Consider the following 16,324-nt stretch of genomic DNA (forward strand, 5'->3'; position numbering starts at 1 on the left):
TCACTCCGTTTCCTCGTGGTTCAAGCTCCGAAAGCACCGAGGTGGTCGTCGTTCACCCCGGTGAGGAAGTCGAGCAGGCCGGCCGCGGCGTCCAGTGCCCCGTCATCGGGCGACCACAGCCACATCTCCCGCCGCCGCACCCCGGCCCCGCGCTGCCGCTTGGGCACGAACGCCTCGAAACCGAGGCGGTAGGCGGGGATGCCGTGTGCCACGCAGTGCGCGACCGGCTCGTTGAACATCAGGTAGTGGTAGGCGAAACTGCCACCCGCCGCGGCGTAGTCGCAGCCGTAGGCCAGCAGGCAGCAGCCGCCGGGCCCGGCGATCTGCACCGAGCAGGCCAGGATCTCGCCGTCCCGCGACGCGGCGACCACGCGCAGTTCGCCCGGCATCAGCTCGGCCTGGCGTTCCCTGGCCGCCCGGACCGCCGGAACCTCCGCCGTGCCACCGTTCTTGACCGTGGTCGCCACCTCCAGCTCGGCGATCCGGCCGAGGTTCGGCAGCAGCGGCACCTCGGCCACGGTCACGTCACCGGCCAGTTCCCGTTCGGCCCGCCGGTAGTGGCGGCGCACCTGGCTGGGCAGCGCGGCCAGGAACTCCTCGTACCCGGCCACCCCGCTGGTGTCCACCGTGGAGGCAGCGGTCAGGCGGCCACCGCGGAAACCGCGGTCGGCCAGCGCCTCCCGCAGCACCTCGTCCTCCGGCCGCACGAACGGGAAAACCACCGTGTCACCGGTTCCCTGCAGCTCATCGAGCAGCGCCCGCGCCGTGTCTCCGGACGCGGCGTCGTCGAGCAGCAGGTCGCTGGTGTCGTAGGCCCGGACGACCACCGCGCCGTCCAGCGCGAGCCGCGCCGGTTCGGCCGCCGCGATGAGCCGTTCGTGCTCGGCACGCGCGTCCGCCCCGGCGTCACGGAGGAACTGTTCCCCGGTCAGCATCTTCCACGGGTGGCTGAACAGGCCGCTGGTCCCGGTGGCGCGGGTCCCGTGCACCGCACCACCCGGCACGGTGACCACCACGGGCGCGCCCGGTTCCCGCTGCTCGCGGAAGGCCAGGTAGGCGTGGCCGAGGTCCGGCAACCGCCCGGCGGCCAGCCGGTTCCAGTCGGCGGCGGCCAGTTCGGTGATGCTCGAGTGGATCATGCGCCCTCCGACCGGACCGGAGCCAGTGCCCTGGCGTGCTCGAGGTCGCGGGCACGCCGGAGCGGGGAGAAGAACAACAGCAGTGAGGTCAGCGTCAGCGAGCAGGACACGATCCACAGCGCGGCCCCCGGACCGGCGTGGTCGGCCAGCAGCCCGCCGGCCAGCGCTCCCAGCGGCATCGTGCCGAACGCGGCGATGCGGTAGCTGGCGGTCACCGAACCGAGCAGTTCCGGCGGCGGGATCTCCTGGCGCAGCGTGATGGCCAGGACGTTGTAGCTCGCCAGCGCCAGCCCGTTCACCACGAACCCGATGCCGAGCAGCAGGGCCGTGCCGCCGGTGACCGCGGCGAACACCGGCACCAGCAGCAGCCCGGCGGCCGCGACGGAGATCGAGGCGGTCAGGGTCAGCCCGAGGTGCAGCCGCCGCCCCACCCGCCCGGCCAGCAGCGAACCGGCGATGGCGCCGATGCTGCCCAGCCCGATCAGCGTGCCGACCAGCCCGCCGGACAGGCCGAGCGTGCGCACCCCGAAGACCAGGAACACGGTGAGAAACGCCTGCTCGTGGAGGTTGAACAGGGCCGACTGCGTGCACAGGTCGCGGATCGGGCGGCAGCCCCAGGTGAACTTCAGCCCGGTGCGGATGGTGGTGCCGATGCGCGACCCCGGCCGGGGCCCGAGCTCGTCCGGGCGCAGGCAGGCGAACAACGCCGCGGCGACGCAGAGCAGCCCGCCGGTGAGCACCGCGGCGAGGGAGATCCCGGCCTGCTGGGCGAGGAAACCCGCCACCGCCGGACCCGCCATCTGGCTCACCGACGTGCTCGCCTGCAGGAACCCGTTCACCGACACCAGCCGCGGCCCGCTGAAGAACCGGGGCACGGCCACCTGCAACCCGATGTCGTAGCACACGGTGACCGCGCCGATCACCACCGCGACCACCAGCAGTTGCCAGAACACCAGCCCGCCCGCGGCGTGCAGCGCGCCGAGGCAGAGGAAGGCCAGCCCCCGCACCAGGTTGCTCAGCGCCAGCAGCCGCCGCAGCGGCAGCCGGTGCGTCCACGCCCCGACCGCCAGCGACAGCAGCAGGATCGGCACGAACTGCGAGGCCGACACCAGCCCGACGGCGGTCGCGCTGCCGTCGAGCACGGTGACCACGATCAGCGGCAGGAGGAAAACGCTGATCTGGTAACCGAGCCGCGCGCCGAGGTCACCGGCGAAGAGCAGGCCGAAGGCGGGTGAGCGCCGGAGCGGCGCGCGCTCGATGGTCCGTTCTGTCAACGCTTTCCCTTCCGCGATCCGGGCGGCTTGGACACGCCCGGCCGGCGGGCGCGCTCACCGCCGGCCGGGCGAAACCGGGCTACCGCTCGCCGCCGTGCCGGGTGCGGCGGTAGAGCACGCCGTCGCTCCAGACCAGGTCGACCTGCCCCCACTCCATCGCCGACGCGGCGTCCGGGAAGAAGCTGCGGCCGTTGTAGTTGGCGCTGGTGTTGCACAGCACCGGCACCCCGCTCCACTTGTGGTACTCCCGCAGGATCGCCGCCAGGTTCGGGTCGTCCTCGTTGCTGACGGTCTGCAGGCGGGCGGTGCCGTCGAGGTGCAGCACCGCCGGGATGCGGTCCACCCACTCCGGGCGCACCCGGTGCTCGAAGAGCATGTGCGGGTCCGGCGTGCCGGGGTCGAAGATCTCCGGGGCGTGCTCGGTCAGGCAGATCGGCGCCACCGGCCGGTAGTGCTCGCGCTTCTTGGCGTCGTTGAGGATCGCCTTCATCTTCGGGTCGGTGGCCGGGGCGATGATGCTGCGCCCGCCGAGCGCCCGCGGGCCGAGTTCGGCGCGGCCCCGCAGCAGCACCGCCGGCTTGCCGGTGCGGTGCAGCAGCCTGGCCAGTTCCTCGGGGCGGCACGGCTCCACCGTCCACCCGGCCGGGGTGTGCGGGGTGCGCAGCAGGTCCGGGCCCATCCGGGTGTCCCATTCGATCGCCTGCAGCCCACCGGCCAGGTTCCCGAAGTGCAGGGCCGCGGTGCCGATGGCCGAGCCGGAGTCGTCGGGGAACGGCGGCACCCACATCGACCGGATCGCCGGGTGCGCGCGCAGGGCGCTGTTCCACTTGATGTTCAGCGCGCAGCCACCGGCGAAGCACAGGTTCCACGGGCCGTCGCCCTTCCACGCCTTGATCTTCGCGATGACGTGCTCGAGCAGCAGTTCCTCGATGAACTCGTGGAAGCTGGCCAGCACGTCGTCGTCGGAGGCGCCCAGCTTGTCCATGCGCTCGCGCACTTCGTAGAGGTAGGCGTGCACGTAGCCGTGCGACGGCTCACCGGTGCTGCCGCAGCCGATGATCTTCTCGCGGTAGGCGCGCACGCTCGGGCTGTCCGCGGTGAAGTGCTTGCGGAACAGCTCGTGCAGCACCTCCTTGATGTCCGGCTTGACCGCGCCGAGCGCGATGTAGGCCATCATCTTCCCGGCCACCGCCAGGTCGTCGACGTTCGACGACTTGCTGGCGCGCTTGAACGGACCGAAGTGCTGCGACGCCATCGAGTAGGTGTGGCCGATCAGCGGGAACGCCTCCCCGCCCGGTTCGATCCGGCCCCGCTCGTCGACGAAGTACAGGCGGGGGAAGCAGCCGCCGTCCCAGACCATCACGAACGAGGGCTCACCGCGGCGGGCGAACGGGCTGGTGCAGTAGGCGGCGGCGAGGTGGCTGCCCACGTGCACGTAGCTGTGGTAGGACTTCGTCGCCTCACCGATGCGCAGCTCGCCGAGGTGGCCGGGCTGCAGCGGGTCGGGCACCCGGTCGGTCTCGCGGTAGGGCGCGACGGTGACCTCCATCGGCACCCCGTGGTTCAGCGTGGCGACGTGGCCGTTGACCGCGCCGTCCCAGCCGTCCAGCACCCACTGCTCCACGTCACCGAGCTCGTAACCGTGGCTTTCCAGTATCTGGACCAGGATTTCGACATCGTCGACGTTGCTGTAGCGTGCGTTGTTGTTGAGTTTCTGGATCTCGATGTTGAACTCGAGCTTGTTGTCGTTGAGCAGAGCGAGACCGCCGCTCTGCGTGAGCTTGAGCCCACCAGTGATCATCGACTACCTCCTTGTAGCGTCAGCAAGGACGCGCTGGGGCCGCCGGTGACGCCGTCGGCACACGGCGTCCTCCCGTCGGCGGGGAACTCAGGGATCGGGCGGGCCACCCCGCGTGCGTTCTGGGCCTCGATGGCCCGCACGGCGGCGGTGAGTTCGCAGGTGGTGGCCAGTACGGGGATTCCGTGCCTGCCCGCGGTGACGCGGTGCCCGGCACGGGTGTCGACGAGGAGGTGCACGGAACCGCCGGTGAGCAGTCCGGCGACGGCGTGGTCGGGGACCTGCCGCACGGCCAGGCCGTGCCGGCGCAGGATGGCCGCGGGCGCTTCGGTGGCGAACAGGGTGAAGCCGCGTTCGGCGAGCACGTGCAGCGGCAGCGCCAGCTCCCGCCGATCACCGTCCACTTCGGACACCAGCAGGCCGCCGCCGGTGGGCAGCCTGCTGTGCGCGGCGGCCATGGCCGCGCCGAACGCGCCCGCGAAGTGCGCCGAGGCGCCCAGCACGGGCACGCCCGAGCGCACGTGGGGTCTCAGCACGGCGGAGAACGCGGCGGCCTCGTCGTCACGAGCGGGCAGCAGTCCGCCGGAGCGCAACCGCTCGATGCTCGCCCCCAGTGCGACCCGGGCGGCCAGGTCGGCCAGCGGCAGTTCACCGCAGACCGCGGTGAAAGCGAACGAAGGCAGGTCACCCGGCACGGCGGCGAGCGTGTGCACCCGGTCGCCCGCGATCGCGTAGCGCGCGCTCACCAGTCCGCGTGCGCCCAGCCGCCCGGCCACCGCGCTGGTGGCCGCCCGCAGCCGGGTCAGGTCACCGCCCAGCGTGCGCACCGGCCAGCCGAGCGACCGCGGTCCCGGCCTGGCCGAGGTCCTTTCGACGTATTCGCTGATCCCGGCGAGGAAGGTCTCGGTCCCGTCGTGCAGCGCGGTCACCTCGACCTCCACCGCGCCCACGGGCGGCACCACCACCTCCGGCACCTCCCCGGACGGCGCGCCCACCAGCGGCACGCCCGCCTCCCGCAGCGGTGCCACCAGTGCCCGCGCGGTCTCGCCGCCGAGCTGGAGCAGCACCCCGGCCACCGGGCCGGCCAGCGTTTCGGCCCGGACGATCTCCAGCACCTCTTCGGCGGTGCAGGCAGTCAGGTAGGCGCGGTCGGCGGCCCCGGCCAACCCCGGGGAATCGCCGAGCACCACGGTTTCCCCGCCCGGCAGCCGCGGGATCGTGGCCGGTCGCGCCCCCACCACCAGCACGGCGGGTGCCGAACGCGGTGGTGGCGCGGAATCGTCGTGATAGCTGGGAAAACGCGTGGTCGAACCACCGAGCGCCGGAAAACCGGGGACCACGCCGAGCGCGTGCCGCAGCTCGCGCACCGTGTCGGGGCGCAGGCCGCGCAGGCGCCCGATCTCCTCGTCGGACAGCCCGGCGGCCTTGGCGTGGCGGAGTCGCCCGGCGGTCAGCTCCCCCGCGTCCAGGCGGATCCCGGCGGGCCGGGTGCCCGGCGAAACCCGGTGGCGGGCGGCGTCGGGATCGGGTCCGGCGGCCACCGCCCCGCCCAGCCGGACCAGGGTGCACGACGCGGCTTCCCGGGGCAGCGGCAGCAGTTCCCGCAGCTCACCGAGCCGGCGGCCGAGCACGAGCTTGACCACCACTTCGGCCAGCGGGAAGCCCGTGACCGCCGCGGCCAGCGACGCCGAGCGCGGGTTCAGCCCGCCGACACCGCGGAAGACCGGGTTTCCGTCGCCGTCGCGGTCGAAGCCGATGGTGTACCCACCCGGCGGTGCACCGGCTTCACGCAGTGCGGTGACCCCGAGCAGTTCCAGCTTCTTCAGCTCCCGTTCGGCCATCGACGGCGCCGGCGCGGCGAGCAGCCGCTCGGCCCCCAGCGCCTCCGCCGTACCCGCGACCAGCACCTCGGTGCCGTCGAAGCACACCACCAGCGCACCATCGGCCCCGGCTTCGGCCGGCACCCCCGGCGGACCGGGCCACCGGTACAGACCATTCGCGATCAGCACCAGCTCCGGCCGCGCTTCGGCGACGACGGCTTCGGCCGCACCCGAGCACCAGGTGTCGGCGAAGCCGCGGCACCGGAGCACGGTTTCCGGATCGGCTTCGGCGAGCAGCACCCGCCACCCCTCGTCGCGCAGTGAACGACAGGCGCCGGCCACCCAGTCCGGGCAGCCGGGTTCGACACCACTCAAACCGATTATCAGCGCGGACCGGCGGTCAGCGCGCTGGGTCACAACAGCACTTCCGGGCACCCGGATAAAAAAGGCCAGTCACCGGCTTCTCCCGAATTCGGCGAAAAGGACAATGGCAGACGCTCACGCTTTACCCCCAGGCAGGCGTGCGATCCGATTTGGCCGCGGACCACTCGCGACCGCTGCCCACTATCTCCACCTGTTCGTGATATGTCAACGCCCCCTCCGGCGGGGTGACGGGGCGTCGACCACCCGGGTAGCCCGCCTGTTCACCCCGGTAGCCCAGCGGGATGCTTCCGGGCAGCGGAAGGATTCCACCTGGCGATCAGTCCGAACTTCGGGAATCAGGCAGGTGGTTTGCACTCGGTGCAGCCCTACCGCAGGGTCGGCAGCCGGGCGGGTGAACCGGTATGGAGCAACGCCGGAGCCATAACTGCCCTTGCTCCGGCAAACGGGGTAATTTCCGGCCAAAACCCGCACAAATTGCACAGATTCGCCACGCGGCGGTGATTCTCCGCCGGGATGCGGGTACGGTGAGGCCATCGACGGCCGTGGCCGTCCGCGCGCACTGGGGAATGGTGAGCAGTACTCGCGCGGGCCCGCATCGGCGGTCTCCTCTCCGTTTCGCAATTCGCGCGAACGGCATATCCGCTATTGGGGAATGATGACCAGAACCTCGGCCGGACGGTGGCCGGGCCCGGCGGTGACACCAGCGGCGCCCCCGGCGCCGGGGTACCGGGCCGCACCGGACGCGAACGACCACTGGCTGGCCCACGACCTCGCGCACGGAGCCGGCGAACTGCTCCTGGAGCTGCGCCGCTCCGGCGGCCCCGGCCTCAGGGCCGAAGGCGACCGGCTCGCCAACGAATTCCTCCAGCACCGCCTCGCCGACCAGCGTCCCTCCGACGCCGTGCTGTCCGAGGAGTCGGCCGACGACCCCTCCCGGCTCGACGCCGACCGGGTGTGGATCGTCGACCCGCTCGACGGCACCCGCGAGTTCGGCCAGGCCGGCCGCACCGACTGGGCGGTGCACGTCGCGTTGTGGGCCGACGGTTCCCTGGTGGCGGGCGCGGTCGCGCTGCCTGCTCAGGACCGGGTGTGCTCCACCTGGCGGCCGGTCGAGCTGCCACCGGACCCGGCCACGCGGGTGGTGCTGGTCAGCCGGAGCCGCCCGCCGCACCTGACCGTGCCGCTGGCCGAGCGCTGGGGCGCCGAGGTGGCGTCGATGGGTTCGGCGGGCGCGAAGGCCGCCGCGGTGCTCGCCGGGCACGGCACGGCCTACGTGCACACCGGCGGTCAGTACGAATGGGACTCCGCCGCCCCGGTCGCCGTGGCGCTGGCGCACGGCCTGCGGGTGCGGCGGCTCGACGGCTCCGTCCCGCGGTACAACCAGCCCGACCCGGCGATGCCGGACATCGTCATCTGCCGCCCGTCCGCCGCAGGCGAGCTGTGGGCCGCATTGGACGCCCTGCGTGCCGAGGACCGCCGGTGATCCCCGGGTCCCGCACGCGGCAGCTCGAATCCGAAGCCATCTCGATCATCCGGGAGACCGCCGAGTTCAGCAGGCCGGCGCTGTTGTTCTCCGGTGGCAAGGATTCCGCGGTGCTGCTCGAACTGGCCTGCCGGGCGTTCGCCCCCGCGCCGCTGCCGTTTCCGCTGCTGCACATCGACACCGGGCACAACTTCCCCGAAGTGCTCGCCTACCGCGACGAAACCGCCGCGCGCCGCGGTGCCCGGCTGGTGGTGGCCTCGGTGGCGGAAGCGGTCCGTGACGGCCTGCTGCCCGAAGCCGCGCTCAGCGGCGAGAGCCGGAACAAGTTCCAGTCGCCGGTGCTGCTGCGGGCCATCCGCGAGCACGGTTTCGACGCCCTGCTCGGCGGTGCCCGCCGGGACGAGGAGAAGGCGCGGGCCAAGGAACGGGTCTTCTCGCTGCGGGACGCGTTCGGCCGCTGGGATCCGCGGGCCCAGCGACCGGAGCTGTGGGAGGTGCCCAACACCCGGCTCGCGCCGGGGCAGAACATGCGGGTGTTCCCGCTGTCGAACTGGACCGAGGTCGACGTCTGGACCTACATCGCGGTCCGGGACGTGCCCCTGCCCTCGCTGTACTTCGCGCACGAACGCGAGGTGTTCGCCCGCGACGGCATCCTGCTCGACGCCGCCACCCCGGCCCGCCGCGAGCACGACCCCGCCCCCGCGCGGCGCACGGTCCGCTACCGCACGGTGGGCGACATGACCTGCACCGGGGCCGTGCCCTCCACCGCGGGCACGGTGGCCGAGGTGCTCGAGGAGGTGCTCACCGCCCGCGTCACCGAACGCGGGGCCACCCGGGCCGACGACCGGGTCAGCGAAGCGGCCATGGAGGACCGGAAGAAGGAAGGCTACTTCTAGTGCGGGAAATGTTGCGGGTCGTCACCGCCGGTTCGGTCGACGACGGGAAGAGCACGCTGGTGGGCCGCCTGCTGCTGGACACCGGCTCGGTCGCCGACGACCACCTCGACGAACTCCGCGGCGCGGCGGGCGGCCGCGAGCCCGACCTCGCCCTGCTCACCGACGGCCTGCGCGCGGAACGCGAGCAGGGCATCACCATCGACGTGGCCCACCGCTACTTCCACACCGAGCGGCGGGGGTTCGTGCTGGCCGACGCGCCGGGGCACGAGCAGTACACCCGCAACATGGTGACCGCGGCCTCCGCCGCCGACGTCGCCCTGCTGCTGACCGACCTCTCCGCCGGGCTCACCACGCAGACCGCCAGGCACCTGGCGGTGCTGGCCACCATGCGCGTACCCGCGCTGGTCGTCTGCGTGAACAAGATCGACCTCACCGGCTACGCCCGGGAACCCTTCGACCGCATGCGTGAAGCGCTCGAGCACAGCGCCAAGCAGCTCGGCCTGCCGGAACCGGTGGTGGTGCCGGTGTCCGCGCGCCACGGCGACAACGTGGTCGAGCGCTCGGCCAGGACCCCGTGGTATGAGGGCCCGCCGCTGCTCGCCTTCCTCGAAGAGGTGCGACCGGCCGCGCCGCACCGCACCGGTGTCCGGCTGCCGGTGCAGACGGTGTTGCAGCACAAGGAAAACGGCCGGATCGAGCGGTGGTACGCCGGTCGGCTGGCCGCCGGTGAACTCCGGCCGGGCACGAACGTGCGGGTGCTGCCGGGCAACGTGGTCACCGCGGTCACCGGGGTGCGTGACGGCGGTGGCGAAGTGCCGTCCGCCGACGCCGGGACCTCGGTGGCGGTGACGCTGGCCGACGACGTGGACCTCTCGCGCGGCGGCATGCTCGCCGCGGTGGACGGGGTGCCCGCGGTGGCCGGTGGACTGCGGGCCTCGGTGTGCTGGCTGGACGACCAGCCGCTGAAACCGGGCGCGGTCTACGGCCTGCGGCACACCACCAGGTGGGTGCGCGCGGTGGTGGAGCGGATCGAGCACCGGCTGGAGCTGCCGGGGCTGGCCGAGGTGCCGTCGGACCGGCTCGCCCTCAACGACATCGGCTCGGTGGTGCTGAAGCTGTCCGAGCCGGTGTTCGCCGACCGCTACGCCGACAACCGGATCACCGGCAGCTTCGTGCTCGTCGACGAGACCACGGCCGCCACGGCCGGCGCGGGAATGGTGGACGATGCTCGCTGAGCAGGGCACGGTGCTGTCCGTCCGGCTGTCCACACAGGACTGCGACATCCACGAGCTGTTCGCCTGGGGCGCGCTGGACCCGGTCGCCGGTTACCTCTCCCGTGCGGACCTGGCCACGGTGCGCGCCCGCGGTGAACTGGCCGACGGGACGCCGTGGCGCTGGCCGTGGCGGATGCGCACGGAAACCCCGGTGCCCCCGGGCACCGTGTTGTCCCTGCTGGAACCGGAGGGGCAACGGCTCGGCACGGTCGAGGTCGCCGAATCCTGGACCGCGGGCGATGAGCACCTGGTCTCCGGCCGGGTGCGGCTGGACGCGGTGCCGCGCACCGGAGCGTTCCGCGCCCTGCGCCGTCCGCCCGGCGCCCCCGGCCCGCACGCCGACCGCGTCGCGCTGGCCGTGGACGGCCCGCTGAGCCCGGGCACCGTCCGCGGTGCGCTGCGGGAGGCGGCCGCGAGCGGGCACCCGCTGCTGCTGATGCCGTTGCTGGGCCACGACGGGACCGCCGCGGTCGCCGCCGTGCGCGGGGTCCGCGCGGTGGCCTGCCTGCTGGGTGGCGAGGTGGAGGTCGCCGGGCTGCCGCTGCCGCCTGCCTGGTGGCAGACCCCGGAACAGCACTGGCTCACCGCCAAGGCCGCCCGCCGGTTCGGCGCGGGCACGCTGCTGGCGGGCGCGCACGCGGGTGAGCGGGCCGCGGACGCGGTCACCGCCGCCGTGCGCACCTGCCCCGAGGGGCCGGACACGGATCCGGCCCTGCGCGAGGCACTCGGCGCGGTGGCTGCCGCGTCGTCGCCGCCGGACCACCGCGCGGGCCTGGTGGTGCTGCTCACCGGCCTGCCCGCGTCGGGCAAGTCGACCCTCGCCCGCGGCCTGCGTGACTGGCTGACCGCCTCGACCCCCCGCTCGGTCACCCTGCTCGACGGCGACATCGTGCGCACCACCCTGTCGCCGGACCTGTCGTTCTCCCGCGCGGACCGGCTGCGCAACCTGTCCCGCCTGGCCACGGTCGCCGCCGAATGCGCCCGGCACGGCGGGGTGGTGGTGTGCGCGCCGGTGGCCCCGCACGAACAGGGCCGCGAACTGTTCCGGCGCACGGTCACCCCGGTGGCGAACTTCCTGCTGGTGCACGTGGCCACCCCGGTGGCCGAATGCCGCCGGCGTGATCCGAAGGGGCTCTACGCCGCCGCGGCCGCCGGCCGGTTGCGGGGCTTGACCGGGGTCGACGACCCCTACGAGGTCCCGTTCGCCCCGGACGTGGTGGTCGGCACGCACGGCGTCGACGGGGAAGCCGCGGTCCGGGAGGTCCTCGTCCGGCGGGGCTGGGTGCGGCCGGGTCCCTGGGAAGCGGCCGGGTGAGCCCATGTGGTCGCTGGTTTGCGCGGGCGCGCTGGTCGGCCTGCTGGTCGGGATGACCGGTATCGGCGGCGGGGCGCTGCTGACCCCGCTGCTGGTGCTGGTGTTCGGCCTGCCGCCGACCACCGCGGTGTCCAGTGATCTCCTGGTCGCGCTGGGCCTGAAGCTCACCGGTGGTTTTGTGCACCAGGCCCGCGGGGACGTGCACTGGCCGATCGTGCTGTGGTTGTCCGCGGGCAGCGTGCCGGCGGCGCTGGTCGGCCCGGTGGTCACCAAGCTGGCCGGTCCGGCGCCGGTGTTCCACGAACTGCTGCGGGCCACCATCGGCGTGGTGCTGCTGGCCGTCGCGCTGATGACCGTGCTGGCGGTGCACCGCTGGCGGCCGGGCGGGCCGGAGCGGCCCCGGCTGGTGCCCGTCCGGCGGCTCCGGACCGCTTCGCTCGGCGCGGTCACCGGCCTGCTGGTCGGCTTCACCTCGGTCGGCTCGGGCTCGATCGTCGCGGCGAGCCTGCTGCTGCTCTACCCGGCGCTGCGGATGTCCTCCCTGGTCGCCACCGACATCGTGCAGGCGCTGCCGATGGTGTTCACCGCCGCCCTCGGCCACGCCCTGCTGGGCGATTTCCACTTTTCGGTGGCCTGGCCGCTGCTGCTCGGCGGCATCCCGGCGGTGATCGCGGGCAGCCTGCTCGCCCCCCGGCTCCCGGCGCGGCTGCTGCGCAGTGCGCTGGCGGTGCTGCTCGCCTCCACCGGCACGTCCCTGCTGACCGCTCACCTGCCGATCATCGTCACGGCGGGTGCGGTGATCGCCGTGCTGGCGGCCTACCGGACCCGGCGCACCCGGCGCTCCACCCCGGCCGAGGCCGTCCCGGCGGACCGATCACCCTGACCGCACGAGCCGCGGCTGCCGGGCACCGGAACTTCGGCCCCTGCCGCCAGTGCTGCCAACGCAGCGCCGCCACGCGCACCCGAATCGCCCCAGCGGCGCCCGAAGCACAGCACCGCCCAACGCGGCACCGAACGCGCACCCCACCAACGCCGCCAGCCTTGACGCGGCAACGCCACCACCCACACCCGAGTGCCCCGGCAGCACCGTTCCCGAGCACAACGACACCAAGCGCACCCCTCGGCCATCGCCACCGGCCCCGGCAACACAGCGGCACAACCCACTCCCCCGAAACCCGCCGCCGCCGAACCCGGCGCGGCTACGCGGGCCCCGGCGGCACGGTCGCCCAGGACACGGTGCTCTCGAACTCCGCGCCGAGCGCACGCCACGCGGCGACCGCCTCCGCCATCAGCGCGGCATCGCCGGTTCTCGTGGCGCGGGCGCGCAGCACGCCGGCCGCCGCCCAGCGGTTGTGCCGGGCGTGCCGGGTGGCGCGCCGCAGGTACCCGTCGGTGTCCGGGTCGTCCAGTGCGACGGCCAGTTCCGCGGCGACCGCCGCCGCGTACCCGTCGAACCGGCCCGCCACGAAATCCCCACCGGCCTCCCGCAGCAACCGCCGTCCCGCCTGGCCGGTGTGCAACGCGATCCTGCCCCGGACGAACGCGTCCCACGGTGCCAGATTCGGCGAAGAAGCCACGTCGGCGACGCCGGCGATCCGCAGCGCGCGGTCACGCCAGCTGTCCGCCTTCTCCGCGTCACCACGCAGACCGGCGGCGAGCGCGGCAGCCAGCAGGGGCACCGCGATGGTGGCGTTGCGTGGATGACCCGCGTCGGCGACCCCCGACCACAGCCGTCCGGCCGCCTCCTCCGCCTCGTCCAGCGCACCGGCCAGCGCCAGCGCGGTGACCAGTCCGCTGTGGCCCCAGTACGGGTCCGCGGCCAGCGCCGGGTGGGCCTGCGCCCGCCTGCTCGCGGCCAGCGCCTCGGTCACCGCACCGGTGGCGACGGCGTAGGTGGACACCGCGCGGAAGGCGTCGGCCACCTCGACCACCACCGCCGGCTCCGGCACCAGGTCACCGACCAGGTCCAGCCGCCGCAGGCTCAACCGCAGGGAGGTCTCCGGGTCACCGGCGAGCGCGGCTGCCCCGCACCGGGCGTCCAGGGCGGCGCTGAGCAGCACCGGGTCACCGGCAGCGGCTTCCGCGGCGGCGGCCAGTCCGGGATCGAGTGACTGGGCCCCGGAAAGCCACGCCCGCGCCACGGCGAACTCCGGCCGTTCCGGATCGTCCACGAGCGACAGTGCGGTCTCGAACAGGGACGCGGCCTCCGCCGGGTCGAAGCCGGGCGGGAAACCGGCACCGCGGAACCGTTCGGCCACCACCGCCGCCGCGGCGAGGCAGTCCGCGCGGGCCACCGGGTCCGCCACCCGCTCACGGGCCGAGGCCAGCAGCAGGTACTGGTCGTAGGCCCCGGAAAGCAGGTGGGCGCAGCACGCCGCCGCCTGGAGCGCGTCCCCCGCCGGAGCCAGCGCGGCCGCGGTCTCGAAGTGACGCCGCGCCTCGGCGAGGAACCCCCTGGCGAAGCTCAGCGACGCCACGTCGGAGGCCAGTTCGCCGGTCGGTGCGGCGGCCACGCAGGCACGCAGGTCGTCGGCGAGGGAATCGAACTCGTCCTGCCAGCCTTCGCCACGAGCACGCAGCGCACGAGCCCGCCCGGCAGCCCACTCCCGGTACCGGCCGGTCGCTTCACCCTCCTCCGCCGACTCCCGCAGCCGCTCGGCGGCGAACTGGCGCACCCCGGTCAACAGCGACCACCGGGCCGAGCCGGGCAGCAGCGAGACCAGGCTCTTGTCGGCGAGCCTGCCCACCAGATCGGCGAGGGCACCCGGCCCGTGCTCCGGGTGCAGCGCGGCGACCGCCGTCAGGTCGAACGCCCCGGCGAACAGCGCGATCCGGCGCAGCACGCGCTGCTCCTCCTCGCTCAGCAGCCGGTAGCTCCAGTCGATCACCGCGCGCAGCGAGTTGTGCCTGCGGTTGCCACCACGGCCGGTGGACAGCAGGCGCAGCAGGTCGCCGGTCCCGGCCCGCAGGCCGTCGAGGCCGAGGGAGGCGCTGCGGGCGGCCGCCAGCTCGATGGCCAGCGGCGCGGAACCGAGGTCCTCGCAGAGCGCGACCAGTTCGGCCGGATCGGCGGTGAACTCCGGCGCGATCGCGCGGGCCCGGTCGGTGAACAGCGCGACCGCTTCCCCCGGGGTGCGCAGCGGACCGAGGTGCAGCACCGTCTCCCCCGCGATGCCCAGCCGTTCCCGGCTGGTCGCCAGCACCCGGACCGACGGCGCCAGGGCGAGCAGCCGGTCGAGCACGTCGGCGACCTCGTCCACCAGGTGCTCGCAGTTGTCCAGCACCAGCAGCGACCGGCCGCGCAGCCGGGCCGCGACGGCCTCCAGCAGCGACCGCCCCGGCTGGGGCGTGACGCGCAGCGTGGCCGCCACCGCCTCGGTGACGTATCCCGGCTGGACCGGCACCAGGTCCACGAAGCCCCCACCGGCCGGGAACCCCGGCGCCAGCCGCTCCACCGCGGCGACGGCGAGCCGGGTCTTGCCCGCCCCACCGGGACCGGCGATCGTGGTCACCGGCGAGGCCGCCACCAGCCGCAGCACCCCGTCCACCTCGTCCCGGCGGCCGACGAAGCTGGTGCGGGGCACCGGCAGCCCGGCCCAGGCGGCGGGGCCGGCGGGCTCACCCGCCAGCTCGGCCAGCGCCCGGCGATCGGCGGCCCCGAGCTTGCGCAGCAGGGCCGACACGTGGCTTTCCACCGTCCGGACCGACACCCCGAGCCGGCGGGCGATCTGCGCGTTCGTGGCGTGCCCGGCGACGGCGGCCAGCACCTCGCGTTCCCTCGGGGAGATCGGCTCCTGCACGCGTCCAGTATCCGTGGTGGGTCCGTGGTGGCTCCGTGGTCTCCACGGAGGCGCCCGGCGCCCGCGCCGAGCAGGCTGAACGCGGCACACCGGCCACCCGGAAAGGACCAGCGGAATGTTGATCATCGCCAAAGAGGACGACCTGCGCATCGGCAGCGGCCGGACCGCCCGGTTCGAAGGCGGGCAGTACGGCTCCGGCATCTCCTTCTTCCACGTCGAGAACCAGCCGGGGCAGGGCCCGGGGGCGCACGTGCACCCGTACTCGGAGACCTGGGTGGTGCTGTCCGGGACCGCGCACGTCCGCAGCGCCGGCGGGGAGACGCAGGGCGAGCGCCGGTGACGTCGTCGTCGTCGGGCCGGGCACCGCGCACGCCTTCCGGGCCACCGGCACCGAACCGCTCAGGATGATGTGCATCCACGCCTCACCCCGCATCGAGCAGACCTTCCTCGACGAGGACGAAGCCCGCAAGCAGTCCGTTTCCTTCTGAACCCGGAACCCGGCAAGGAGCAAGACCATGACCGCACGCAAGATCGTCGCCGGCCTGTTCATCTCGCTGGACGGCGTGGTGGAAGCACCCCAGAACTGGCACTTCCCGTACCTCAGCGACGAAATGGGCGCCGTGCTCGGGCAGATGTACGCCGAGGCGGGCACCCTGCTGCTCGGCAGGCGCACCTACGAGGAGTTCGCCGCGGTCTGGCCGCACCAGACCGGCCCGATGGCCGACCAGCTCAACGGCATCGGCAAGCTGGTGGCCTCCAGCACCCTGACCGCCCCGGAGTGGCAGAACACCACCGTGCTCGGCACCGATCCGCTGGGCGAACTCGCCGGGCTCAAGGCGCGGGCGGGCGGGAACCTGACCATCACCGGCAGCGCCACGCTGATCCGCGCCCTGCTGCGGGCCGGCCTGCTGGACGAGCTGCGGCTGCTGGTGCACCCGCTGGTGGTGGGCAAGGGCAGGCGGTTGTTCGACCACACCCAGCCGGCCACCCCGCTCACCCCGGCGGGTTCGGCGGAACTGCCCCACGGGGTGCTGGATCTGCGCTACCGCCCGGCGTGACCGCTTGAAAGTTCAGTGAACTTGAGCGGTTAAGCAATATTCGGGCACGTCATCGGCCAACCTGTCCCATACGGCAAAACTCC

12 protein-coding genes and 1 pseudogene are annotated in these 16,324 nt (G+C 73.6%); 8 read left to right on the forward strand and 5 right to left on the reverse strand.

Annotated elements, in window-relative coordinates:
• Window positions 1-20: 20 nt before the first annotated feature.
• From AC07EG_RS21165 to AC07EG_RS21180, 4 genes are all read right to left on the reverse strand, one after another.
• Window positions 21-1,139 carry a GNAT family N-acetyltransferase gene (locus AC07EG_RS21165; protein ID WP_478254844.1) on the reverse strand — a complete coding sequence of 373 codons (1,119 nt, stop codon included), beginning with the start codon at window positions 1,137-1,139 and terminating at the stop codon, window positions 21-23.
• A complete protein-coding gene (locus AC07EG_RS21170; RefSeq protein ID WP_478254845.1) occupies window positions 1,136-2,413 on the reverse strand; it encodes an MFS transporter in 1,278 nt (425 codons plus the stop codon). Before AC07EG_RS21170 ends, AC07EG_RS21165 begins: the two co-directional genes overlap by 4 nt.
• 79 nt (window positions 2,414-2,492) lie before the next feature.
• Entirely contained in the window at window positions 2,493-4,214 is a 1,722-nt protein-coding gene (locus AC07EG_RS21175; protein WP_478254846.1) for a carbamoyltransferase N-terminal domain-containing protein, read from the reverse strand.
• Entirely contained in the window at window positions 4,211-6,406 is a 2,196-nt protein-coding gene (locus tag AC07EG_RS21180) for a CarB family protein (RefSeq protein WP_478254847.1), read from the reverse strand. Before AC07EG_RS21180 ends, AC07EG_RS21175 begins: the two co-directional genes overlap by 4 nt.
• A 664-nt stretch (window positions 6,407-7,070) precedes the next feature.
• Between AC07EG_RS21180 and AC07EG_RS21185 the strand changes: the two genes are divergently transcribed.
• The 5 genes from AC07EG_RS21185 to AC07EG_RS21205 are packed head-to-tail and all read left to right on the forward strand — an operon-like array spanning window position 7,071 to window position 12,266.
• Window positions 7,071-7,898: a 3'(2'),5'-bisphosphate nucleotidase CysQ gene (locus AC07EG_RS21185; protein ID WP_478254848.1), complete on the forward strand. Its 828-nt coding sequence runs from the start codon at window positions 7,071-7,073 to the stop codon at window positions 7,896-7,898.
• Entirely contained in the window at window positions 7,895-8,794 is a 900-nt protein-coding gene (gene cysD / locus AC07EG_RS21190; protein WP_478254849.1) for a sulfate adenylyltransferase subunit CysD, read from the forward strand. Before AC07EG_RS21185 ends, cysD begins: the two co-directional genes overlap by 4 nt.
• Before the next feature lie 8 nt (window positions 8,795-8,802).
• A complete protein-coding gene (locus AC07EG_RS21195) occupies window positions 8,803-10,029 on the forward strand; it encodes a sulfate adenylyltransferase subunit 1 (RefSeq protein ID WP_478254850.1) in 1,227 nt (408 codons plus the stop codon).
• On the forward strand, window positions 10,019-11,383 hold the full coding sequence (locus tag AC07EG_RS21200; RefSeq protein WP_478254851.1) for an adenylyl-sulfate kinase: 1,365 nt from the start codon (window positions 10,019-10,021) through the stop codon (window positions 11,381-11,383). Before AC07EG_RS21195 ends, AC07EG_RS21200 begins: the two co-directional genes overlap by 11 nt.
• Window positions 11,384-11,387: 4 nt before the next feature.
• On the forward strand, window positions 11,388-12,266 hold the full coding sequence (locus tag AC07EG_RS21205) for a sulfite exporter TauE/SafE family protein (RefSeq protein WP_478254852.1): 879 nt from the start codon (window positions 11,388-11,390) through the stop codon (window positions 12,264-12,266).
• 316 nt (window positions 12,267-12,582) lie between these two features.
• Here AC07EG_RS21205 and AC07EG_RS21210 read toward each other — a convergent pair whose 3' ends face one another.
• A complete protein-coding gene (locus AC07EG_RS21210; RefSeq protein ID WP_478254853.1) occupies window positions 12,583-15,183 on the reverse strand; it encodes an ATP-binding protein in 2,601 nt (866 codons plus the stop codon).
• A gap of 115 nt (window positions 15,184-15,298) precedes the next feature.
• Here AC07EG_RS21210 and AC07EG_RS21215 point away from each other — a divergent pair, with 115 nt between their 5' ends.
• From AC07EG_RS21215 to AC07EG_RS21225, 3 genes and pseudogenes are all read left to right on the forward strand, one after another.
• The gene (locus tag AC07EG_RS21215; protein ID WP_478254854.1) at window positions 15,299-15,523 is read left to right on the forward strand and encodes a cupin domain-containing protein; all 225 of its coding nucleotides are present in this window, start codon (window positions 15,299-15,301) and stop codon (window positions 15,521-15,523) included.
• Window positions 15,524-15,548: 25 nt separating this feature from the next.
• Window positions 15,549-15,671, forward strand: a pseudogene (locus AC07EG_RS21220) (cupin domain-containing protein); the annotation flags it as partial.
• Between the two features lie 27 nt (window positions 15,672-15,698).
• Window positions 15,699-16,241 (forward strand): dihydrofolate reductase family protein, encoded by a 543-nt coding sequence (locus tag AC07EG_RS21225; RefSeq protein ID WP_478254855.1) that lies wholly within the window; start codon window positions 15,699-15,701, stop codon window positions 16,239-16,241.
• The last annotated feature ends 83 nt before the right edge of the window (window positions 16,242-16,324 follow it).

It is taken from the genome of Amycolatopsis sp. NPDC045836, assembly GCF_056431745.1.